At 44.0% G+C, this 21,633-nt stretch carries 24 protein-coding genes and 2 pseudogenes; 20 read left to right on the top strand and 6 right to left on the bottom strand.

All coding sequences use genetic code 11. The features are described from left to right. The first annotated feature begins 21 nt into the window (after positions 1–21). The 7 genes from C173_RS05210 (at position 22) to tnpB (ending at position 7,030) form a co-directional block, all read left to right on the top strand. Positions 22–720 (top strand): transglutaminase-like domain-containing protein, encoded by a 699-nt coding sequence (locus C173_RS05210; protein ID WP_036723003.1) that lies wholly within the window; start codon positions 22–24, stop codon positions 718–720. Between the two features lie 115 nt (positions 721–835). Beyond that, positions 836–2,257, top strand: coding sequence for a spore germination protein (locus C173_RS05205; RefSeq protein ID WP_235191784.1), 1,422 nt, complete (start codon positions 836–838; stop codon positions 2,255–2,257). Further along, positions 2,191–3,369 (top strand): GerAB/ArcD/ProY family transporter, encoded by a 1,179-nt coding sequence (locus tag C173_RS05200; protein WP_235191783.1) that lies wholly within the window; start codon positions 2,191–2,193, stop codon positions 3,367–3,369. The genes C173_RS05205 and C173_RS05200 overlap by 67 nt, the downstream gene beginning before the upstream one ends. A gap of 2 nt (positions 3,370–3,371) precedes the next feature. Beyond that, on the top strand, positions 3,372–4,478 hold the full coding sequence (locus C173_RS05195; RefSeq protein WP_036722999.1) for a Ger(x)C family spore germination protein: 1,107 nt from the start codon (positions 3,372–3,374) through the stop codon (positions 4,476–4,478). Beyond that, entirely contained in the window at positions 4,459–4,860 is a 402-nt protein-coding gene (locus tag C173_RS05190) for an NAD-binding protein (RefSeq protein ID WP_235191782.1), read from the top strand. The genes C173_RS05195 and C173_RS05190 overlap by 20 nt, the downstream gene beginning before the upstream one ends. Positions 4,861–5,548: 688 nt before the next feature. Then, complete coding sequence (tnpA, locus tag C173_RS05185; RefSeq protein WP_036722998.1) at positions 5,549–5,950, top strand: IS200/IS605 family transposase; 402 nt, start codon at positions 5,549–5,551, stop codon at positions 5,948–5,950. Between the two features lie 6 nt (positions 5,951–5,956). Next, positions 5,957–7,030 (top strand): IS200/IS605 family element RNA-guided endonuclease TnpB, encoded by a 1,074-nt coding sequence (gene tnpB, locus C173_RS05180; RefSeq protein ID WP_036722997.1) that lies wholly within the window; start codon positions 5,957–5,959, stop codon positions 7,028–7,030. Positions 7,031–7,169: 139 nt separating this feature from the next. Here the strand turns inward: tnpB and C173_RS05175 are convergent, their stop codons facing one another. Then, the gene (locus C173_RS05175) at positions 7,170–7,640 is read right to left on the bottom strand and encodes a pyridoxamine 5'-phosphate oxidase family protein (protein ID WP_036722995.1); all 471 of its coding nucleotides are present in this window, start codon (positions 7,638–7,640) and stop codon (positions 7,170–7,172) included. A 426-nt stretch (positions 7,641–8,066) separates the two neighbouring features. Between C173_RS05175 and C173_RS05170 the strand changes: the two genes are divergently transcribed. The 5 genes from C173_RS05170 (at position 8,067) to C173_RS05150 (ending at position 11,990) form a co-directional block, all read left to right on the top strand. Further along, a complete protein-coding gene (locus C173_RS05170; RefSeq protein ID WP_051477825.1) occupies positions 8,067–8,570 on the top strand; it encodes an EVE domain-containing protein in 504 nt (167 codons plus the stop codon). Positions 8,571–9,246: 676 nt separating this feature from the next. Then, positions 9,247–9,996, top strand: a complete 750-nt coding sequence (locus C173_RS05165; protein WP_036722994.1) for a class I SAM-dependent methyltransferase — start codon at positions 9,247–9,249, stop codon at positions 9,994–9,996. A 448-nt stretch (positions 9,997–10,444) separates the two neighbouring features. Next, positions 10,445–10,948 (top strand): hypothetical protein, encoded by a 504-nt coding sequence (locus C173_RS05160; RefSeq protein ID WP_235191781.1) that lies wholly within the window; start codon positions 10,445–10,447, stop codon positions 10,946–10,948. A gap of 42 nt (positions 10,949–10,990) precedes the next feature. Further along, on the top strand, positions 10,991–11,500 hold the full coding sequence (locus tag C173_RS05155) for an N-acetyltransferase (RefSeq protein WP_036722991.1): 510 nt from the start codon (positions 10,991–10,993) through the stop codon (positions 11,498–11,500). Positions 11,501–11,624: 124 nt separating this feature from the next. Continuing rightward, complete coding sequence (locus tag C173_RS05150) at positions 11,625–11,990, top strand: nuclear transport factor 2 family protein (protein WP_036722990.1); 366 nt, start codon at positions 11,625–11,627, stop codon at positions 11,988–11,990. A 263-nt stretch (positions 11,991–12,253) separates the two neighbouring features. Here the strand turns inward: C173_RS05150 and C173_RS05145 are convergent, their stop codons facing one another. Beyond that, positions 12,254–12,616 (bottom strand): winged helix-turn-helix transcriptional regulator, encoded by a 363-nt coding sequence (locus C173_RS05145; protein ID WP_036722989.1) that lies wholly within the window; start codon positions 12,614–12,616, stop codon positions 12,254–12,256. A gap of 111 nt (positions 12,617–12,727) precedes the next feature. On the opposite strand from C173_RS05145, the gene C173_RS05140 reads away from it, so the two are divergent. The 4 genes and pseudogenes from C173_RS05140 to C173_RS05130 all read left to right on the top strand — a co-directional run bounded on the left by C173_RS05140 (position 12,728) and on the right by C173_RS05130 (position 14,653). Next, positions 12,728–13,357 carry a nitroreductase family protein gene (locus C173_RS05140; protein WP_036722987.1) on the top strand — a complete coding sequence of 210 codons (630 nt, stop codon included), beginning with the start codon at positions 12,728–12,730 and terminating at the stop codon, positions 13,355–13,357. 148 nt (positions 13,358–13,505) lie between these two features. Further along, positions 13,506–13,763 (top strand): annotated as a pseudogene (locus tag C173_RS33530) (phosphotransferase); the annotation flags it as partial. A gap of 30 nt (positions 13,764–13,793) precedes the next feature. Next, on the top strand, positions 13,794–14,234 hold the full coding sequence (locus C173_RS05135) for a hypothetical protein (protein ID WP_036722985.1): 441 nt from the start codon (positions 13,794–13,796) through the stop codon (positions 14,232–14,234). Positions 14,235–14,326: 92 nt separating this feature from the next. Next, on the top strand, positions 14,327–14,653 hold the full coding sequence (locus C173_RS05130) for a hypothetical protein (protein ID WP_036722984.1): 327 nt from the start codon (positions 14,327–14,329) through the stop codon (positions 14,651–14,653). Positions 14,654–14,700: 47 nt separating this feature from the next. On the opposite strand, the gene C173_RS05125 is transcribed toward C173_RS05130, so the two are convergent. Next, positions 14,701–15,084, bottom strand: a complete 384-nt coding sequence (locus C173_RS05125) for a RidA family protein (RefSeq protein WP_036722982.1) — start codon at positions 15,082–15,084, stop codon at positions 14,701–14,703. 105 nt (positions 15,085–15,189) lie between these two features. Here C173_RS05125 and C173_RS05120 point away from each other — a divergent pair, with 105 nt between their 5' ends. After that, positions 15,190–15,525: a winged helix-turn-helix transcriptional regulator gene (locus C173_RS05120; protein ID WP_036722981.1), complete on the top strand. Its 336-nt coding sequence runs from the start codon at positions 15,190–15,192 to the stop codon at positions 15,523–15,525. Positions 15,526–15,541: 16 nt separating this feature from the next. Here C173_RS05120 and C173_RS05115 read toward each other — a convergent pair whose 3' ends face one another. Further along, entirely contained in the window at positions 15,542–16,180 is a 639-nt protein-coding gene (locus tag C173_RS05115; RefSeq protein WP_036722980.1) for a nitroreductase family protein, read from the bottom strand. Between the two features lie 133 nt (positions 16,181–16,313). Here C173_RS05115 and C173_RS05110 point away from each other — a divergent pair, with 133 nt between their 5' ends. Next, complete coding sequence (locus C173_RS05110) at positions 16,314–16,673, top strand: helix-turn-helix domain-containing protein (protein WP_036722979.1); 360 nt, start codon at positions 16,314–16,316, stop codon at positions 16,671–16,673. A 247-nt stretch (positions 16,674–16,920) separates the two neighbouring features. Here C173_RS05110 and C173_RS05105 read toward each other — a convergent pair whose 3' ends face one another. After that, complete coding sequence (locus C173_RS05105; RefSeq protein ID WP_036722978.1) at positions 16,921–18,348, bottom strand: MDR family MFS transporter; 1,428 nt, start codon at positions 18,346–18,348, stop codon at positions 16,921–16,923. Positions 18,349–18,403: 55 nt separating this feature from the next. After that, the gene (locus C173_RS05100) at positions 18,404–18,643 is read right to left on the bottom strand and encodes a hypothetical protein (protein ID WP_036722977.1); all 240 of its coding nucleotides are present in this window, start codon (positions 18,641–18,643) and stop codon (positions 18,404–18,406) included. A 324-nt stretch (positions 18,644–18,967) separates the two neighbouring features. On the opposite strand from C173_RS05100, the pseudogene C173_RS34605 reads away from it, so the two are divergent. Both C173_RS34605 and C173_RS34600 read left to right on the top strand, forming a co-directional pair. Next, positions 18,968–20,050, top strand: a pseudogene (locus tag C173_RS34605) (5-methyltetrahydropteroyltriglutamate--homocysteine S-methyltransferase); the annotation flags it as partial. Beyond that, the gene (locus C173_RS34600) at positions 20,042–21,529 is read left to right on the top strand and encodes an aldehyde dehydrogenase family protein (protein WP_036723094.1); all 1,488 of its coding nucleotides are present in this window, start codon (positions 20,042–20,044) and stop codon (positions 21,527–21,529) included. The pseudogene C173_RS34605 and the gene C173_RS34600, both read left to right, overlap by 9 nt. Positions 21,530–21,633 lie beyond the last annotated feature (104 nt).

Below are 21,633 nucleotides of genomic sequence, written 5' to 3'. Positions count from 1 at the left end.
TGGGTGCAGGAGGTGTGTTCCATGAGTGCATACTTGAAGGAAACTGAATTGCTGAACTATTCTCACTCATTGATCCGGCAAATTGTTCACAGCCGCCAGTGGGATTCGATGTCCAGGAAGGACCAAATTCTCGGCATCTATAACTACGTCCGTGATGAAATCCGGTTCGGCTATAACCGGGCGGATGATATTCCGGCATCGGAAGTATTGCAGGATGGCTACGGTCAGTGTAATACAAAGGGTGTGCTGTTTATGGCGTTGTTAAGGGCTGTGGGCGTGCCTTGCCGTATGCATGGATTTGCCATTGATAAGAAGCTGCAAAAGGGGGCAATGAAAGGGTGGTATTACAAATTGTCCCCCCGGGAGATTATTCATAGCTGGGTTGAAGTGCTATATGAAGGCAAGTGGTTGAACATCGAAGGGTTTATACTGGATATTCCCTATTTGACCAAGCTTCAGCAGAAATTTGAACAGTGTACGGGTTCATTTTGCGGGTATGGCGTTGCCACCGATAATTTTCAAAAGCCGGATATCTATTGGAACGAAAATGATACCTACGTGCAAAAAGAAGGAATTGTGCAGGATTTCGGGATCTACGACAGCCCCGATGCCTTCTTCAGTGGTCATCCGCAAGGGCTCAGCCCGTTCAAGAAAATAATCTATAGCAGGGTGGTCCGGCATCTGATGAACCGGAACGTCGATCACATCAGGCAGGGGTAGCATGGCGAGAGTTCATACTAAGTAATATCAGATGACCATAATGTAGTTTAACTTTTGAGATTAAAGGGCAAGATACAACCGCAGGATTCAGAATTCTTTAATGAAGGAGAAGACTATGGTTGAAACATGGCTTGATGAATTAAAACAGAAATTAAACCAGATGGATGATGCCGAAATTGTTGAGCTCAGAATGGGCCCCAGTGCGTCAGTCCATCTTTTATACATAAAAACGTTAATCGATTCAGAGCGTTTAAACGAGACAATTATTCAGCCGCTTCAGCGTTCTGCTTGCAGTTCGCTTTCTTCATGCATAACCAATGCCAAAGTTTCGGAAGTTCTATCTGTCGAAGATGCTGAGCAAAAGATAATGCAAGGATGTATTCTTCTAAACGATTCCGTCAACGATCAGTGGTTAGGCGTCCAACTGGAAAACCCTCTTGGCCGGGCAGTTGAACCTTCCCAAACGGAAACCGTTATATATGGAGCGAAAGACAGCTTCAGTGAACAACTCGATAAAAACATTACAATGTTGCGCAGACGTTTGCCTATAACGACATTAAAAACGGAAAGCTTTACTATCGGTTCACTGAGTAAAACGAAAGTTGTGTTAATGTACATAGACGGATTAACTAATCCAGAATTTGTTATTCTTGCAAGAAAGAAAATTGAAAGTGTGGATTTTGATCAATTTTTAGACTCCTCTCAGCTTGCAGCTTTTATTGAAGATCATAACCATACGGTCTTTCCGCAGTTTCTACAAACGGATCGGCCGGATGCCTGTGCCTACGCCTTAGGTGAGGGAAAGCTGACGCTATTGGTTGCCAATTCACCGTTTGCTTTAATTGCTCCCATTACTTTTTTCCATCTGCTCCAATCTCCGGAAGACTACTTCCTTCGTTGGCCGGTAGCCAGTTTTTTACGTTTAATCCGGTACGGAAGTTTTATTGTTTCTTTGACGATGATCCCTTTTTATGTTGCGTTAACGACATTTCATTACCAAATGGTTCCGCTGCCGCTTCTTTACGTATTATTGGAATCGAGAAGCAAATTGCCATTTACTCCGTTTGCGGAAGGATTTTTCATGATCATAACGCTGGAAATCATCAAAGAAGCAAGTTTGCGGATGCCGACCAAAACCAGTCAAACATTGGGGGTTATCGGTGGTATCGTCATTGGACAAGCTGCAGTAGAAGCAGGCTTTGCAAGTAAAGTACTGATCGTGTTGATGGGCATATCCGCTATTGCTTTCTTTTTAGTTCCCAATTATCAAGTGACAAAATCAATGGTGCTGCTGCAAATTCTTCTTCTTATTCTTGCATCGTTTCTTGGGTTGCCGGGAATCGTGATCGGGCTAATCGGGATTCTTGCACATCTTCATGCATTAACGTCATTAGGTCAACCTTATTTAGCACCGATCGCTCCATTTTATGGGAAGGATTGGAATGACCTCTTTATCCGCGGCCCATTAATTTGGATGAAAACGCGTCCGAAATATCTAAAACCGCTACGGAAATGGCGACAGGAGATGAAGAAGTGAAAAGTATATCCTTATTTAATCGAACTTCCACTCTTGGCGGTATCTATTTCCTTCTCTTAGTGAATCGCATGCAAATGCATTATTTTATTTTGATCATGCCGGTTTATTTGGTTCATCCGTATATGGTTTGGGGAATTGTCGTGATGGGCCTACTGTCCCAGCTTAACTTGATGATGATGTCCAAATGGTTTACTTCCAGTTATGCAGCGAAAGGCTATCAAGGATTTTTACAGCTTTTCGGGAAACGGACAGTTCAAGTTTTTGCATTACTTGGATTTTTGATAATTTTGTTGAAAATTTCAATCGTCACTCTGGGATACGTTGAAATGCTTCATAATTTTATTTTTCCATCTATGGATAAAAGATGGCTGATCTTAATCATTCTTTTGATCAGCTTATATGTGGCTTCACATGGAATGGAGAATACATTGCGTTTTGTCGTCATCGCCTTTCTTTGCGGGGCTTGGATCTCAGTTATGTTTATTCCTTTTTTCTTTCAACCGGATGCAAATTACCGCGATTTGTATCCTCTCATACCCACCGAATGGTCAGGACAATCATGGCAAAGTTTGTTGTTTATTTGGTCGGCATTTTCCAGTCCGGTATATTTGGTTTTTATGGTTCCATGGTTAAGCTCCAAAAAAAAAATATCGAAATACCTGGTCATTGGAAATATGATGTCGATCATGGAATATGTATTATTGTTCGTTGCTTCGGTATTGTTTTACGGTTCGTACTACTTACGCAAGATCGATTTTCCGATAGGATATATGGGAAGCTACATTCAAACGAACGGTTTAGAACGAATCGATTACATCCTTATCTCGTTCCATATGTTTAATTATGTGTTTGACATTTCAATTCTTCTATTATGTTTTTATGGAGCCGGAAGAATCTTTATGAGAAAAATGAAAGAACGCACGACTCGGTTCGGATTATTATCGAGCTGGTTCGTCATTTTGATAAGCATCATCTTAATGGATCAGTGGTTATGGCAAACGGTTCCGGGTCAAAAGATGTTACTGAACCTTCAAATCTGGATCGGCTCATGCATTTATTTACTTATTCCTACGATCCTTTTCATTGCAGTTAAACGAAAGGAGAGTATGTAGGCATGGTACCATACAAGCACTATGGTTTATTGGCGATTGTAAGCCTTATGTGGATGGCCGGCTGTTCTTCTCCATATGTTGAGAACAATAAGATCGAAGAGATTGCTCCGGTAGTTTTCTGGTCGATTGACAAGGGGACGGAAGGAAAGTTGAAAATCAGCACTTTAGTACCACCGCTCATCCAAGAAAAAAAACGTCTTCTCTCCAAGGAAGTCAATCTGTTAAAGCAGGGAGACCAGAAGTTTAATTTGATTTATTACCGGGAATTAAAGCAGGGGCAGCTGCGAATGTTATTAATTAATGAGGAGCTGGCAAAAAAGGGAGGCATTGAAAAGCTGATCAATACCATACTGGTTGATCCCGATATTTCAATGCGTGTCTATTTGTTGATTGTCAGAGGTGATTTTGATGAATACATAAAAAATCAATTGACGAAGCAAGACAACCAAGATTATTTTCTGTATCGGATGTTAAAGCATTACGAGGAGCATAATCAAGGTGAAATGAGCATCGTCAATATTCATAAATTTATGAAGAAGGTATATTCCCCTTTTAAGGATCCGATCCTGCCGGTTTTTCATTCGGATAAGAACAATTTCGATTACGTAGGAACCGCCCTCTTCCAAAACGATAAAGAAGTAATGGTCATTCAAGACGTGGACGATAATATTTTTCAACTTCTGGATAACAATCATTTCCTAAAAGTCTTGGCCATTCCAAAGTTATCAATCAGTTTAGGACGTATTCGATCCAACGTTCGCATGAAACTATCAAGGGACTATTCATCCTTGTCTTTACATGTCGGATTGAAAGGAAGAATTGAGGAATACCAGGGAGAATTGAATATTCAAAGTGAGGAACAATTGGAACATTTAATCCATGAAATTGAGGTCTACCTTGAGGAACAAACGTCAGATTTATTAAAAAGAATGCAACGTTGGAAAGTCGATCCCTTAGAGGTCGGAACCCATTCGCTTAAGGCGTTTTCTAAAGAAATAACAGATGAGCAATGGATGAAGCATTGGGAAAATATGAAGATTAATGTTGACTACGACATTAAAGTACATCCTTTGATTAATGGAGCGGTTGATGTGTTTCAAAACAAGTAAATCGAGTACATCCCGGAATCCGATTAAAGGGATCTTCGACTTCGGCGAGGAAGCCGGTTCGGCTGTAATGGTCAAACTGATCGGCAACTTCCTTATTGTCTCCGCCGCACGCTCCATGGAAGAAGCACTAGGAATAGCTGAGCGCAGCGGTGTTGATCCCATTGCGGCGGTAAATATGCTTACCAGCACACTGTTTACCGCCCCAATCTATCAAAGCTACGGCAAAATGATTGCCGAAAAGTCAGCATCCGTATCCGCAAGCAAAATTCCGCAGAAGGATGTCGGTCTGTTGCTGTCAGAGGCGCAAAGCGTGCAATTTCCGGCTCCGCTTGCCAGTCTGTTGCTGGATATGCTGGAGAACGGAGATCAGGGCAGAGCCTAAAGCTGAGTCGCTCGGATTCATAAATGCGCCACAGCCCAAACCTCTACCCACTGTTCCGGAAAGGCCAGGTAAGTCACCCCAATCATGCTCCCGTACTTTATGCTTAGATACATTACGGTGAACAACGCGTGAGAATGGCATCTAAATTGGGTTCCTCAATGTTCTTTGGGGCGCGAGATACGCGGAGTACGTCTTCGGCCAGGCAAGGGGTTGATTCCCGCATGTTCAGGCTGAAGCCGGTGTCTGCGTGATTTGATGAATTCCCCCAATGCGGATGAAAAGTCATGGTTCTCCATACAGGCGCTGCCTCCTCTAGCGTTCCATCTTTACTGTGATATACATAGAGTATACCCGCTCAAGTAAGGGCAATGATAAGGAAAGTTTCATCAATAAACAACGGGTGTAGCTACTCTTTTACCATCCGAGAAAGTGGGCAATACAAAAGTTCATAAAATTAATTTCGACATGGGGAGAGTACCTGAAGGTATAACAAAAATAGATGTAACTCTGACAGAGGATAGTAGCACGGGATTTTCGAATGTAAAGAATTTAACCCTCAGTTGACAGAATTCTCCCATCTTCTTTAAGTGGGGGATGAATGGAAACGGTCTAATCTACATGGATTCTAACCGCCTAAGATGCTATAATAAAAGTATTCAGTCGTATCTTGGAAAGGTCAGTGAAATCAATGAAATTAGATTCGAATAACCATTCAGTGTTCTCCCTTCACTTTCACCTTATTCTAGTCATCCAGTATCGTAGGAAAGTCATTACAGATCCCATATCCGAACGTCTGAAAGAGATATTTGCATCCATTCAGACTACTTACAATGTGACTTTGCAGGAATGGAATCATGACAGGGATCACGTTCAGATCCTAATGAAAACTCATCCTAATACCGACATTTCTAAATTTCTCAACGCTTATAAGAGTGCATCATCCAGGCTGATCAAGAAGGAGTTTCCTACCCTCCGAACATCACTTTGGAAAGAGGCTTTTTGGTCACGCTCCTATTGCTTGCTTACAACGGGTGAAGCGCCAATAGACGTCATTCAAAAATACATCGAAAACCAAGGGGTGAAAGGGTGATCGCCATTGCTGAAAGCCTACAAATACCGTATCTATCCAAGCCATGCGCAACAACACTACTTCGCTAAAGTGTTCGGATGCGTTCGCTTCATCTACAACAGAATGCTTGCAGATAAAATTGAACATTACAAGCAAACGGAAACGATGCTGAGGAATACACCCGCACAATACAAAAAGGAATTCGACTGGCTGAAAGAAGTCGATAGCCTTGCCTTAGCGAATACCCAACTGAATTTAGACAAGGCTTATAAGAATTTTTTTCGGGATAAGAAAACGGGATTTCCTAAATTCAAGAGCAAGAAGACGAATAATCATAGCTTCACAACGAATAACCAAAATGGAACAGTGGCTATAGAGGATGGATATCTCAAGATTCCAAAGCTGAAAACTGGCATTAAAATCAAGCTGCACCGCCCATTCGTGGGGCTGATCAAATCATGCACAATTTCAAAAACACCAACGGGAAAGTATTATGCTTCCGTATTGGTTGAAACGGATATCGTCCAGTTGCCCAAAATACATACGAAGATTGGCGTTGATCTTGGGCTGAAAGACTTTGCTATGACTTCAAATGGCGAAATCATATCCAATCCTAAATACTTGCGTACGTCTGAAAAGCGATTAGCGAAGCTGCAAAAGGATGTATCGCGGAAGAAGAAGGGAAGCCATAACCGTCATAAGGCTAGGCTGAAAGCTGCCAAGCTACATGAAAAAATAGCGAATCAGCGTAAAGACTTCTTGCATAAAACGTCTGCCAAAATGATAAACGAAAACCAAGTTATCGTGATGGAAGACTTACGTGTAAAGAATATGATGCAGAATCACAAACTTGCAAAAGCGATTAGCGAGGTATCTTGGAGTATGTTCCGTTCGATGCTTGAATATAAGGCTCAATGGTATGGCAGAGAACTTATTATTGCCCCTAAGCACTATGCAAGCAGTCAGCTTTGCTCCTGTTGCGGTTATAAGAACGCAGAGGTGAAGAATCTCGCCTTGCGAGAGTGGACTTGTCCAGAATGTAACGTGCATCATGATCGCGATGTAAACGCTGCTCAAAACCTACTGAAACTAGCCATGTGATATTGCAATGATTGGGCTAGGGACTAGCCTTTGAGCTTGGGTAAACTTGGAGCAGTAGCTTCATTGACCAAGAAGCCGCCACCTCTTAGGTGGATGGTAGTTCACCAGCAGAGATATGTACCGAAAATACGATTATTCTTTAATTTGCCGTCTTATTGACAAAATCAATCTCATTTCTGATCCCTTTATGGGCGTCATTCCACAGGCCCTTGGTCAGGCGGATGCGCAGCAGGCATGTGTTAGGGTCCTCATCGTTATTGGCTTCGTTATACCAATCGGCGAATATTGTGCGCAGCTTGGTCATCATCCCGGCGTTTTTCTCGTCACATACCCAGCCCAGGTTTTCACCGATACCATCTGCCGTAAAGTTCTCGACGATGATACATACGGCGACTTCGGGGTTTTGGGCGATCTGCTGCATCTTGCCTGAGGTCGCGTAAGTGACGGTGTAGAACGCGCCGTCCTCATAATAGGCATCCACAATGCGGGCGGCGGGACGGCTTGTGCCATTGGCCCCCGGTTCCAGCGCGATGGTGGACAAAGAGATTAGGCCGTCCTTGTTCCCCACTTGTTCTTCCAGCAGCTTCATGGCTTCGTCGTATTTGCTCATTATATTCCCTCCCATAGTGCCATAAGGCATATTAACAAGTTTATCATTGTAAAGTCTTAGAGCATGTGAAGAATAATACGATAAAAAAATTAAATCGCCGCTTGAAGTTAATTTGGTTCAGCTGTTTGCATATCAGAATGAAGAGTTTTTGGTCACCTCAGCAGAGAGCGATATTCAGGATATCGTAAGTATGCTAATGCGGAGAAATCTTAAAATTTCCATAATCTTCTTTGCAGAGGCAGTTTTATGCATTTATCTGTCTTGGTACAATTTCGAACTCGCTAGGCTGTAAACTAACGGGATACGATATTTTAATAATAAGGAAGTTCTGTTCGAAAGCCTCACTAAAACGCTACTGACAAACCGCTGTCAGTAGCGTTTTAGTATACTGGATTCAGCTTAAGTAAAAAGGAGTTGCGTTCGGCAATGGATACGAAAGAAACGTTGCGTAAATTCGAGGATACGGAAAATGGAAGTCCTTCATATTGGATAGGGGTCGTCTCAGCGAACCACGCGCAGGGGGGCGTTAGTGGCGGCTTTGCCCAGATGTGTCACGGTAAAGCAGCGCCGTTACGCAGGATGCAGCCTGGGGATTGGCTTGTGTATTATTCTCCCCGCATGGAGATAGGAGAAGGCGAGCCGCTGCAAGCGTTCACCGCCATTGGCCGGGTTATGGACGACCGTGTATACGAATATGCGATGTCCGCGACGTTCGTACCTTACCGCAGGAATATTGCATATGTTCCCTGCCAGGAGGCGAGAATCAAGGGCTTACTTGATCGGTTGGCCTTCACACGCGGCCAGCGGAATTGGGGCTACCCCTTCCGTACCGGCCACTTCGGGATAAGCCGTGAAGATTTCTTGATTATCGCGGAAGCAATGCATGTGGCCATCCCAGTGGTGATAACTGGTATGTATCAGCAGCAATAGATCATTTAATGATATCTCTGAGTCAAACTCTGTCTGATATTCAGGATATAGTAGGCATGCTAATTAGAAACAAAAGCGCAAGCCATTGGTTTGTGCTATTTGCCGTAGCTTAAGTGTAGTTCATATTTTATGATTAATGGTGCTGAATTTGAGCGGTTATTGAAGTAGGAGGTAAGGATAATTTATGACTGAATGATTAGCTCCAGCAGGAAAAATGGATGTATATGGCAGGGCTCCTTTGATGTTTACCAAATATTGTCCGATGAAAAAATGAATCAATGCAGAATTTGCAAAACGAAGAACTAGGAGTTAAAAGATGAGCACGGAACGTTCCCTATTGTTTCCCATGATGATTGCACAATTGCACAACGACTCTCCTTAATGGGAAGACGCTTAATCTTTTAGAGGATGGTTGCAGGATGGCTACGGCCAGTGTAATACAAAAGGTACTGTCGTAAATTCCGAAATCCTGAACGATTCCTTCTTTTTGCACGTTGGTATCATTTTCGTTCCACTATAAATCCTTCAACATTCTACCATTTATCTTCATATAGCATTTCAACCCAGCTATGAATGATCTCCTGGTAGGGTGGTTCGGCATCTGATGAACCGGAACGTCGATCACATAAGGCAGGGGTAATAGATGCACTAAAGAAGACCAATAGGAGGGGAAGTCATGCAAGATCAAAAAGAAATGCTTGAGATCAACAAAGCAGGATGGGATGAAGTAGCTGATCAATATTTTGGAATACATGCTTTGCCGCAATATGGGCCATATGCACCTACAGAGGATGAATTGCATCTTCTAGGTGATGTTACTGGCAAGACAGTACTTGAGATAGGCTGTGGCAGTGGACACTCGCTCTTGTACATGGCAAGCAGAGGCGCAGGGGATATCTGGGGAATTGATTTATCGACGACTCAGGTTAATTACGCTAAGGAACTGCTCCAGGAGAACAGATTGACCGGGAACATACAACAAATGTCTATGGAAAACATAGATGACTTGCCCAGTGAATATTTTGATATCGTATTCTCTGTTTATGCATTAGGCTGGACAGTCGATATGGCACGGACAATATCTAACATCTACAAAAGACTAAAAAACGGCGGGGTATTGTTATTTAGTTGGGAACATCCCATACAAAGCAGACTGATGTATGAGGATGACAAAATAACCTATACTCAATCCTATCATTCCGAAGGACCTTATAAGGTAACTTGGCGTGGAGTACCCGTGATCATGCACCATCGAAAAGTCAGCACAATATTAAATGAACTTTCAAATGCTGGCTTTTTTATAGAACGGGTAATTGAAGAATCACGAGTTCCTGAGACAGACGAAAGTTCACCGACTACATGGTATTCGGGGATGAAGGCACGTTTAAGTCCTCCAACCATTATCATCAAATGTATAAAGAAATAAGCTAACTATTTCAATTTTATATCAATTCAATCAACTGAATGTGAATCCATCCAAAAGTGAAATATACCCCTTTTTAGGTATGTATGTGTGGACTGGAATGTAATAAAATGTCGAAGTAAGCAATGAGTATCTGAAAAGAGGAAAGGAGTGACATATATGTTTCCACCAAGAAGCGGATTTAATAACAAAGGTGGCAGGGGACCGCTACAAATTGTAGTGAACCTACTTGTGAACAGCGAGCAAGTGAGAACAGCGCCTGCGAAATAAGCATTCGGTACGGGAAGAGCTGCACCTAAGTCTTTGGACTTTCGGGCAGCTTTTTCTTGTGGGACAACATTCATCCGATAAGTAAGAAAAAGAACAGATCTACATAATGCAAGGAGTTGGAATTAATCAGATGAGCTATTACTTTCAAGTCTGCAGTTCAGAGAGCTATCAGGATAAATACATGATATTTCTATTGGAACATTACAATGAACTAAATCTGCCTTATCCTTTTTCAATCTCGCTGAGTTTTCTGGCAAGCTCTGTTCTAATGCAAAAAGAAGCTATCTTGTGCTTCAACGATGAGGATGAAGTTGTCGGGGCGATTGGTTACATTTCCGGGACTGCGGAGAACCAATACAAGGATACGCATGTGGCACAAATCCAGATTGTTTTCTTTATTGAAACGTATCGCCGAAGCCGGCTGTTCCTAGAGAGTCTGCAATTTCTGGTGCAATATATATCACAACTACCTGAGCCTATTGTTGAGCTCCGTTTTTGGGTCCCGGTCCATCTCCGGCTGCAAAGACTTCTAACCAAGCTTGCAGAGAAAACAGCGACATGGGATACACAGCAAGGTGGGATTGATGAATATCATGCCGATTTCAAGGAATGGCAAGCATACGTAATGAAGTTCAGAAATGAAGACTATTTCATTTCTCAGTGCTTGCTCTGTTGTGATTCTTGAGATAGCTAAGCTCATATGAACGATTAGGAGGTGGGGCGGTTTATGCTTGCCCATTACCGGAATTGTCAAAATGATGAAGATTATGCGCAGTTTACTTTATATTTTATCCGAAACCGAAAAGATTTTAACCGCCAATTCTCACTTGCGGATGCACTTGTACATGTGTTGGAATTCATCCCCAACTCCCACATTATATTAATAACGGACAAGATGGGGGCAATGATAGGTTGGGGGCATTATCGCTATCTCAATACTGAGAATGAATTTGATCCCAAAGGTGAAATTGTTTTTGTTAATTCTGTCATTGTCCACCCCTCCTATCGCAGCAGTCGCGTATTTATTCAGGGGTTCCGCTATTTGGTACAACAAATTGTCGCAGAGAATTGTGGCGTTAACTATCTACAATTTTGCGCTCAGATCGACAACATTTATCTAAATCGACTGTACGCGAAGTTTTCCCGCGTTATTGGGCAAAGAGAAGGCTACCATGGAATTGAAAATGTCTATTCCGCGGATTTCGGACAGCTACTTCAGTATCTGAAGCTCAGTTGAGGTATTTCCCTATCGGGCAGGTTTGTCCTGAACAAATAAATATTACAGATAACTAGACACGCAGCTGTCAGGTTCTGTGGGTTACACTAGCCTTGTATTCAAAGATTACAAAGGAGTTGATCATATGGAGCCTAATCTTAATCTGCTTCCGCAAGTAATACTAGATTTTATAGCCGCTACCAATAAACCCGATCCGGATGCTTATGTCGGCTGCTTTTCGGAAGATGCACTTGTTCTCGATGAAGGTAAAGAGTGGGCAGGCAAAGCTGCTATCAAACAATGGAGTGCCGAATATCATTTTGGAGCTAACATAACACTTGAACCCATACAGAATAAACAGCAAGGGGAAGAAAACGTAGTAGTTTTCAAGGTTGATGGGGATTTCGACAAAACCGGCCTCCCGGACCCTCTCTATTTGGATTTTTATTTTCAGATTCGCAACGATAAGATTAAGCAGCTTGCGATCCGGCTGTCTAAAGGATTGGAATAAGTAGACAAAGGCTAATCAGATAAGGAACGTGAGGAACCCAAAGATGATACTAAATCATGTGTTATTGAAGCTGAAGGACCGGAGACCGGAGCATATCGAGCAAGCTCAAACCGTTCTACTAGGCTTGAGAGGGAAAAGTTAGCTACCAATGCCTCTTCAGTCACATAACTGCGAAATATTAACAGCGCCATGTTCTTCATTAGTGAAGAGTATGGTGCTGTTTTCATTTACGTAAGGTCTTAAAAGGGTTTCATGGTTATCGATCACAGTGATTTAGAATGTTCACAGATTGTATTATTACCTGCGGTGATCCCCTCTCTTTTAAGATGGTTATCGCCCGCATCACACATTTCTTTTAATAATGGAAGCAATGTCCGTCCATAGTCTGTTATTGAGTATTCTACTCTAATGGGAACCTCGTCTGCATACACGGCTCGATTAACTAATCCATCCTGTTGCAGTTGCTTTAATTGTTCGTTTAAAACTTTATGTGAGACGCCTTCACAAATCTTGAGTAAGTCTTTTGTGCGCTTATGCTCATATCCTAATTGATACAGGATAATGCTTTTCCATTTACCACTAATGATATTTTGTACCACATCAAAACCTGTATTTATTGTATTCATGATATCCTCCTTACTTTGAAGTAACCTAGTGACTATAAAGTGCAGTATTTTCAATTGCAGACGCTCCAGATAATATGATTATAGCAAATCTAATCTACGGGGGGCGTTAAAGTGAGTTTGCAGGATATTATTTTACAAAGGAAATCGGTCAGACATTATGATCCAAACTATGCGATTGAAAGAAAGGAAATCCTTGATTCGATTGAACTGGCAGCCAAATCACCAAACGGAAATAACATTCAGAGTACACGTTATTTACTCATCGAGGATAAGGAGTTGCGAGCTAAAGTTAGACCCATTGCATATAACCAGGAGCAGGTTGAAACCTCCAGTTATTTGATTTTGATCTTGGGGGATTACCGTACTTTTCATGCTGAGAATATCCATGCTATTCAAGACAAGGCTTTGGAGAAAGGTTATTTCACCCAAGAGACTAAAGCGCATTTAACAAATGCAGCCCTTGGTTATTATCGAAACATGTCTAATCAAGATTATTTAAAAGAGCTGGTCCGCGATGGCAGTCTGGCTGCAATGGCCTTAGTCCTTATTTTGAACGAAAAAGGGTACCAGACCATCACGATGTCAGGTTATGATAAAGATGCTCTTTTTAAAGTGCTCAAGATTCCCCAGCACTATGAAGACATTATGTTATTAAGTGTGGGCAGAGGGATTCAAGAGGGTCATTCCACTGTAAGACATGATATTGAGGATATAACGTTTATAGATAGGGTACCTTCGTGATCGGATACACACACAGAGAGCTTCAAACCTCATTGTATAGAAAAGTGCCTGCGGGTGCTCTTTTTCAGCTACTATTTAATACGCCAGATGCTCATACTTATGTGAAGATGCAGTACCCTTCAACAACAATTATTCTCGGGAACTCAAAGAAGATTTAGTATTCACACATGGTGACTACAGCCTGCCAAACATCATTATTGCTAATGACTCTATAAGTGGATTTATCGATCTGGGAAATTGCGGGATTGCGGACCGTTATTATGATTTGGCAGTAGCTGAGAAGAGCATTATCAGAAACTTCGGCGAGCAATGGGTCAAGTTATTTTTTTCATCCTATGGTGTATCAGAGATTGATTATGCAAAAATAAGATTCTACCAAGTTGTAGATCATTTGGTTTGGGCCTGATCATTAAGTGAACACAAGGAGGATACTGGGATGAGGATGCCAAGCGACAGCGAGCTGACATTGCTATTCGAAGGAGATGAGCAACAGCTGCAGCAATTTGTTTTTGCGAACAGCGTCATTGTAGATTGGGGAGAGGAGGACGAGGAGATCGTCCGTTTGTTCGGTAAACAGCTTCCCGATGAAACGGTCGAGGTGACGCCTACGGACAAAGGACTGGATGTTACCTACAATGGACAAATGCATTCGATTGCGCTTACCTTTAGCGGAGATGACCGCTACATCACGATTCGCGGCTTTCAGGAGCTGATCCGGGACAAATACGAAATCCGGCTTTTTGAGGCCTCATATTTTTCGGATACGCACGAATTTTTGATTTTACCGAAGCACAAGTGGGGGGAACTGGATGCCCGTTATCCGGTGCGGAGTAGGGAGATATTCCGTATCATCGATGAGGAGTTGGATTTTCCGTAACTGGGCAAGTGGTTAACCAAGCTTCAGCAAGAATTCGAACAGTGTACGGGTTACCTGAAAAATATCTAAAACGGCTCAGGAAGGATATGCCTATGAAAATAATTACATTATGCGGTTCTACAAAATTCAAGAAGCAATTTGAACGGGCTAATGCATTTCTTACACTACAAGGAAACATAGTGATTAGTGTAGCCTTCTTTGAACAAACTGAAGGTTTTGAAATCACGGAAGAACAAGCGGAGTTACTGGGAGATCTGCATTTTAGAAAGATTGATCTTTCTGACGAAATCTTCGTGATTGATGTAAATGGCTACATTGGCAACAGCACAAGAAATGAGATTGAGTATGCTGGAAAAACGGGTAAGGCCATCCGCTACTACTCTGATGGAGAGATTCCGCAAATTCTAAAACGCTACTGACATTACTCTGCCAGTAGCGTTGTTTAGATGAACCCTCTCTCTTTTTCTTAACCAACATGCGCCACAGCCCGTACCTCTACCCACTGTTCCGGGAATGCCAGGTAAGTCACCCCGATCATGCTCCCCGCCGGCCGATGCTCTCCGACATACTTTTTGAACAGTCCGATCGCGGTTTCCCCGTGCTCCTGCGCATTCGTCAGATACAGCTCCACGTAAGCCAGATTATCCTTGGTCGCTCCGAACTCTTGTAACACGGTATCCAAATTCTTCAGCGTCTGTGTCATCTGTGCCTGAATATCGCCTGCTCCAACGAAGCTGCCCCCCGCATCATGGGAGAACTGTCCCGAGATATACAGCGTGTTGTCGACAAGGTACCCCTGCGAAATCCCGTGATCCCAGAGGGTATGGTTGTACGTTCGAATGGTTGTCATTGCTTTAGCCCCTTTACTTCAAAGTAAAGCTATTATAGACTGAGCAAAAATAAAGGGATAGTACGCACAAAGAAGTGGGCTACTATCCGAAAGGATAGCGTGAACATGGGCATTTCAGATTTGAAGGGCAAGGAGACGGTGATCCAAGACACACCATTCGGTTATACGATGTCGGTGATCGGCGGGAAGTGGAAGATGGCGATTCTGTATCTGCTGTCCGCCAAACCCTCGATTCGATTCAATGAAATGCATAGACAGCTCGGAGCGGTGACATACAAGGTTCTCAGCGCGCAGCTTAAGGAATTGGAGGCTGACGGGCTGGTGAAGCGCGTGGAGTATCCGCAGATTCCGCCCAAAGTGGAGTATTCGCTGACACCGAAAGGGCAGACCCTTCTACCTGTGTTGGAGCAGCTGTGCGAGTGGGGAGCACAGAACCGGTGAGGTTCATACATTCACATTAGCGCCAAAAGGTAATTTCCTCGCTACCCAGGCGCACGGACTCATGGCCCTCATCTTTGGCCTTGCCGATGGATAAGATCATGACCGGAACATACCTGTGGTCGTCCAGATCAAAGGTGCTAACGATCTGATCACGTTCAAAGCCTGCCATCGGATTGGTGTCATACCCATGAGCACGGGCTACCAGCATCAGTTGCATCGCGAATAAACTTGCATCGATTTTGGCAATTTCGACCTTTAATTCTCTAGGTATTTGCGGATACATGCCCAGAATTTGCGCAACCTGCTTGTCGCGTATGTCTTTGGGCATTTTTCCTTGCTCCACAGCAGTATCATAGATTTTCTCTACATATAAATCGCTCTGCGTATCTCCCAAAATGATGAGCATCGCCGCAGATGTATCATTTTGCCGCGTATTGAACTGGACCAGAGGCCGAAGCTTGTCTTTCCCTTCAGGGGAGTGAACCACGATTATGCGCCAGGGCTGCATATTCGCGGAAGAGGGAGCCAAGCTTGCTTCTTGAATCATAGCGTGCATTTCTTCTTCCGAAATTTTGATGTTCTCATCGTACTGCCGTATGGAACGGCGGCCGGTCAGAATGTTGACAAAATCATTATTTTGAATAGGTTCTAGCATAAATACACTCCTTCTGATGGTAACCCATTATTTTGACAGTAGCGCTGTCCCGGGTTATCATATTTTTATTTTGAACTATGAACCTTGGTTTATAGCAAATATAAATGAATGATTGATTTAGAAGGAGCAGAATATGAGAGCGAATGAAGTTTCCAGGCTGACGGAATTACCCATATCCACCTTGCGCTTCTATGAACGCAAACAGTTGATTCCTGAACAGTTTATTTCGAGGGATGAAAATAATTACCGCGTATACGATGAAGGAGTGGTCACCTATTTGCAGGATGTGAGAATGCTACTCACTTTAGGTTTAACGATCCATGACATAGTTTTACTTATCAATGAGAGCTCGTATATTAAGAAGGAAGCATTGGTAAAGGAGAAAATCAAAGAAATCCAGGAGTTAGAAGCCAAGTTGAATGCATCCCAAAAGTTTTTGGGTGATGTGCTGGAGGGCAGAGCGCATTTTCAGACCGGATGTAAATCGCAATAATGGTGCTTATTTAAACTTTAACGGCTCTGTGAATTTCATAGATTACGTCACCACAACAACGTCCGAATGTAGCATCAGGCTACAAAGAGAGGTATGAAGCCCTTAAGATTGACTTTGGACCGGAGATAGCCGAAGATCAGGCGCTTATTTTGTATTAGCAGTATGCCCGATAAAAGCATAGTAAAAAGAGCCGCCACTTTTATGTTAGTGAAGGCTCTATGCTACGTAGTGAGATAAAAAATAAGTTTTAATGAGTCCTTTCAAGACGACGGCCATTGATAAACCAACTTGGTACCAAAACAAGAATTGTGAGAATACATTCAATCCCAAAAACCGTTTGCAAACCGGCAACAATACTGTGTGTTCTATCATGAATCGCAGCGGGATCAGGTGAATGGTGAAGATAACGATTGGCTCTGGATGACATGATGCCGACGAACAAAGCGATGCCAATTCCCCCGGCAATCTGTTGGAGCGTATTGTAGATGGCTGTGCCGTGGGGGACCAGGTGACCCGGAAGCTGATTCATTCCTGCCGTCTGAGCCGGCATGACGACAAACGATATGCCTAAGAATAATAGGACATGATCGAACAGAACGGAGCCTCGGGTTGTGTCGCTATCGATACCGGCAAACAGCCACAGTGATAGGGCGATCATGAGCAGTCCGGGCATTATGACGAATCTCGGCCCGAATTTATCGAACAATTTTCCCGTTACAGGCATCAGTATTGCGTTCAAAATACAGCCTGGCATCAGAAGTAACCCTGTCCCGAAGGCCGTTAACTGCATCACATCCTGCATATAGATCGGCAGCAATGTCGTGGTGGCGAATAAAACCATCATGAGCACCACTATCAATACAGCTACCAAGGAAAAAGCGGGATACCGGAATACGGAAAGATCAATCAAAGGCTCTTTAATTTTGAGTTGCCGCCAAATAAGTAAGAGCAAGAAGAGCCCGCCTATAGCAATCAAACTGTAACTCCCAGGACTAGCCCCGACACCGGTCTGGCTAAAACCGTAGGTGATAAAACCAAACCCGATGGTTGACATCACAATGGATAGAAGATCGACCCGTGGTTTTGTTATTTCTGTAACATTCTTTAAATTTATGAATGCATAAATAATTGAAAACAACACGACAGGAATCACCATGTAGAACAGCCACCGCCAGTCCAAGGTATCGATAACCAAACCTGACAAAGCCGGTCCGATGACAGGGGCGACCATGATGACAAGCCCCATGAGACCCATGGCAGCCCCCCTGCGTTCTGGAGGATAGAGGGCAAGAATTGTATTCATCATCAGCGGAATCAATAATCCTGTCCCGCAAGCCTGAACAACCCTGCCTATCAGCAAGACTTCGAATCCAGGGGAGACTGCACACAAGCAGGTACCTGCTAAAAATAACGTCATTGCGGACATAAACATCCGGCGAGTCGTGAACCATTGCTGCAGCAATGCGGTCACCGGCACCAGTATGCCGATCATCAGCATATAACCGGTAGATAACCATTGTATGGTTGAAGCGGTAACGTTGAACTCACGCATTAATCCGGGAAAAGTATTAGTAAGTAAATTTTCGTTAAGGAACGCAATAAACGCACCGATGAGCAGGGCGGCTAGCATCGCCCCACTCTTCATTCTGCTTGTCTCTTGAACCTGTTCGTTCATCTTCCACCTCCAGAGAATATTCATTACCAAATCTTCACCTGTCTGATTGTGCAGATTATCCTACACCATCACCTTCTAACAAGGAGTAGAAATTATCGCGGTCTTCATCATCAAATTTGCCAAGCGCCTGTACCCTGACAAATTGATGTCCGCCATACATATCGATCTCCTCACCATTACTATTGTAGAGCGCGATCATATGACCATCCCGATTCCGCTCTATATACCCGTAACAAGCTGCCTCGGGCTCTTCGCCGAAAAAGAGTAAAAATCTGATTTTGTCCACGCTATTCATACAGATCTCCCTTCCGTATTTCTCATTAATCTGAAGACTATTTTACGTGACACTGGCCCCATTGGAAAAAGCGATATCACGCTGCATCCCCGGAATTTCATTCCTATTCAGAAATCATAAGGGGGCTCCCTCACTATATCGCTCATCCGCGCATTTTTTCTTGACGGGACGCGATTAGGGGAGTATTATACTGTGCCGGTTCATCAATCAGATTAAATCCGCTATCGCGAAAAGCTATGACCAATCATGCTTTTTACATATAACCTGCATTCTTTGCCCTCATGCTATACTCAGTACACTAAAAAGTTGTAAGGAGATGTAGCGATGATACCTTTTCGCAATGATCATGTAGGCAGCTTCCTGCGTCCTGCGAACTTAAGCCAGGCGCGTGAACAATATAAAGCAGGCAACATCACATATGAAGCCTTAAAAGCAGTAGAAGATCAAGAGATTATCCGGATTATTGAGAAGCAGAAGGAGAATGGCGTATTCGCAGTGACGGATGGGGAATTCCGCAGAAGCTGGTGGCATTTTGACTTTCTGGGCGGCTTGGACGGCGTAGAGCTGTATGAGGAGATCGACGGACCCAAGTTCCATAATATGCAGACCCGCAAGGGCGGCATTCGTGTGGCGGGTAAGGTGGATTTCTCAAGCCACCCCTTTGTGGAGCATTTTGAATTTTTGAAGAAGCATGCTGGTGACGCCGTAGCGAAGCAGACCATTCCAAGTCCCAACATGCTGATCTACCGGCTGGAGCCTGGGGCCAATAGTTATAACGACCGGGAGCAATTCCTTCAAGATACGATTGCGGCGTACCAAAAAGCTATTCAAGCGTTCTATGATGCCGGATGCCGGTACCTGCAACTGGATGATACAGCATGGGCAGACCTTTTCTCAGAAGCGGGTCACGATAAGCTGCGGGCAAAGGGGCTGGAACCGGCGGAAGAGCTCAAGATCATGCAGCGCATGATTAACGAAACCTTGGCTCATAAACCGGCAGACTTAGTGGTGACTATGCATATTTGCCGGGGCAACTATAAATCCAACTACTTCTCAAGCGGCGGTTATGATTATGCTTCTGAGGTCATTTTTGGCGGCTTAGACGTAGATGGATTATTCCTGGAATTTGATGATGAGCGTTCAGGCAGCTTCGAGCCACTGAAATATGTGAACCGGCCGGATTTGAAAATCGTGCTGGGTCTGCTCACATCCAAAACAGGCGAACTAGAAGATAAAGAGTACATTAAAGCCCGGATTGCCGAAGCAGCAACCTATGTGCCCCTTGAGCAGCTGTGCTTGAGCCCGCAATGCGGATTCTCCTCTACAGAGGAAGGCAATATTCTTACGGAAGAACAACAGTGGCGCAAACTTCGTTATGTGAAGGAAATTGCCGAAGAAGTGTGGAAGGCAGACCAAGAGACCGTTGTTGTGGAGGCCTTCATTAATGGTCACCATGTGCCCTCCCTTTCGCAGTCAGCCAAAGAGAATCCGGCGAACCCGGCTGAAATCGTAGGCTATTTCCCTGTCACTACGAAGGAACAAGCGGTGGAAGCGATTGAAGCGGCGGCAGAAGCTTTTAAAATATGGAAGAAGACCTCGATTGATGAACGTATTACCCGGATGCGTAAGGCAATAGAGAAGATTAGAGCAGCGGAGAATGAAATTGTCCATCTGCTGTCCAGAGAGCATGGCAAGCCCCTATATGATGCCCATGGTGAGATTTATGTCTCGTTAATGTGGATGGAGTTCGCTTGTAATGAAGCTGCATCCGTTCTACAGGAAGAGGTCCAGGAGCATGACCATGGTAAAACCATCCTGTCCTATGATCCAATGGGTGTGGTGGCAGCGATCAGTCCATGGAACTATCCGATTGCGTTATCTACGATTAAAATTGCTCCTGCCTTACTTGCGGGCAATACGATTGTGCTCAAACCGAGTCCGTTTGCGCCGCTGGCGGCGGCGAAGGTAGCAGAGCTGATCGCAGGTGAGTTCCCGGCGGGTGTCATCAATGTCGTTCATGGGGATGCGGATGTGGGCGTTGAACTGACTAGTAATCCTCTTGTCGGCAAAATCGCCTTCACAGGCGGAACCGCAACAGCCAAGCACATCATCAAAGCGGCTTCGGAAACGATTAAGGATATGACGCTGGAGCTGGGCGGCAATGATGCGGCGATCTTCCTGGATAGCTTTGATGTTCAAGATGAGCGGGCCATGCGCCGGATTGTTATTTCTAACTTCCTGACGACAGGCCAGATCTGTATGATTGCCAAGCGTGTATATGTACACCGTTCTATCTATGATGGTTTTGTTGAAAAATATATCGAGGCGGCTAACCGCTGGATTCGCATCGGTGATCCCTTTGATGCCAATACGACAGTAGGTCCGGTGAATAACCTGAAGCAGAAGAATTACGTGCAGGGTCTGATTGAGGGGGCGCGCCAGCGCGGAGCTAAGGTCATTCCGCTCGGCCAAATTCTGGATCAGCAGCGGTTTGAACAAGGGTATTACCTGCAGCCTACGCTTGTTCTGGACTGCGATTACCATGATCCGATTGTGGTGGAGGAGCAGTTTGGTCCTACCGTTCCAATTCTGCCATTCGACGATGTAGAGCAGGTCATTCATCTGCACAATGAGAGCATCTATGGATTGACGAGCTCGGTGTGGGGGCGGGAAGAGGATGCCGTCTTGGTCGCACGTCAGCTCGAAGCGGGCACGACCATGATCAATACAGCTGCTGTGCAAGGGCTCGATGTCCGGTTCCCGTTCGGTGGCTTCAAGCAGTCCGGTATCGGCCGTGAATACGGCGCAGAGGGCATCCGTACGTATACAGAGCTGCATGTGATCAATGTTCCGAAGACACTGGATCTTCCTTATATCCCAGAGTGAACAAAACACCTTCAAGAGAATGAGCTCTGTCGTAAGATAGAGAGATCCTTGGAGGTGTTTTTTGCGTTGGCAACTAGAGTGAGTTACCCGGTAGACCAGCATTA

The organism is Paenibacillus sp. FSL R7-277, from assembly GCF_000517965.1.
Classification (GTDB): Bacteria; Bacillota; Bacilli; order Paenibacillales; family Paenibacillaceae; genus Paenibacillus_AQ; species Paenibacillus_AQ silagei.
Note: the sequence above shows the minus strand (reverse complement) of the source record. Positions and strands in the feature narration are given on the sequence as shown.

Excerpts from the sequence above, each read along its gene's own strand:
- C173_RS05105 (WP_036722978.1), bottom strand. The coding sequence starts at position 18,348 with ATGAACGAACAGGTTCAAGAGACAAGCAGAATGAAGAGTGGGGCGATG.
- C173_RS05175 (WP_036722995.1), bottom strand. The coding sequence starts at position 7,640 with ATGAGCAAATACGACGAAGCCATGAAGCTGCTGGAAGAACAAGTGGGG.
- C173_RS05190 (WP_235191782.1), top strand. The coding sequence starts at position 4,459 with ATGTGTTTCAAAACAAGTAAATCGAGTACATCCCGGAATCCGATTAAA.
- C173_RS05135 (WP_036722985.1), top strand. The coding sequence starts at position 13,794 with ATGAGGATGCCAAGCGACAGCGAGCTGACATTGCTATTCGAAGGAGAT.
- C173_RS05165 (WP_036722994.1), top strand. The coding sequence starts at position 9,247 with ATGCAAGATCAAAAAGAAATGCTTGAGATCAACAAAGCAGGATGGGAT.
- C173_RS05125 (WP_036722982.1), bottom strand. The coding sequence starts at position 15,084 with ATGACAACCATTCGAACGTACAACCATACCCTCTGGGATCACGGGATT.
- C173_RS05150 (WP_036722990.1), top strand. The coding sequence starts at position 11,625 with ATGGAGCCTAATCTTAATCTGCTTCCGCAAGTAATACTAGATTTTATA.
- C173_RS05155 (WP_036722991.1), top strand. The coding sequence starts at position 10,991 with ATGCTTGCCCATTACCGGAATTGTCAAAATGATGAAGATTATGCGCAG.
- C173_RS05120 (WP_036722981.1), top strand. The coding sequence starts at position 15,190 with ATGGGCATTTCAGATTTGAAGGGCAAGGAGACGGTGATCCAAGACACA.
- C173_RS05145 (WP_036722989.1), bottom strand. The coding sequence starts at position 12,616 with ATGAATACAATAAATACAGGTTTTGATGTGGTACAAAATATCATTAGT.
- C173_RS05170 (WP_051477825.1), top strand. The coding sequence starts at position 8,067 with ATGGATACGAAAGAAACGTTGCGTAAATTCGAGGATACGGAAAATGGA.
- C173_RS05205 (WP_235191784.1), top strand. The coding sequence starts at position 836 with ATGGTTGAAACATGGCTTGATGAATTAAAACAGAAATTAAACCAGATG.
- C173_RS05110 (WP_036722979.1), top strand. The coding sequence starts at position 16,314 with ATGAGAGCGAATGAAGTTTCCAGGCTGACGGAATTACCCATATCCACC.
- C173_RS05100 (WP_036722977.1), bottom strand. The coding sequence starts at position 18,643 with ATGAATAGCGTGGACAAAATCAGATTTTTACTCTTTTTCGGCGAAGAG.
- tnpA (WP_036722998.1), top strand. The coding sequence starts at position 5,549 with ATGAAATTAGATTCGAATAACCATTCAGTGTTCTCCCTTCACTTTCAC.
- C173_RS05160 (WP_235191781.1), top strand. The coding sequence starts at position 10,445 with ATGATATTTCTATTGGAACATTACAATGAACTAAATCTGCCTTATCCT.
- C173_RS05195 (WP_036722999.1), top strand. The coding sequence starts at position 3,372 with ATGGTACCATACAAGCACTATGGTTTATTGGCGATTGTAAGCCTTATG.
- C173_RS05210 (WP_036723003.1), top strand. The coding sequence starts at position 22 with ATGAGTGCATACTTGAAGGAAACTGAATTGCTGAACTATTCTCACTCA.
- C173_RS05115 (WP_036722980.1), bottom strand. The coding sequence starts at position 16,180 with ATGCTAGAACCTATTCAAAATAATGATTTTGTCAACATTCTGACCGGC.
- C173_RS05130 (WP_036722984.1), top strand. The coding sequence starts at position 14,327 with ATGAAAATAATTACATTATGCGGTTCTACAAAATTCAAGAAGCAATTT.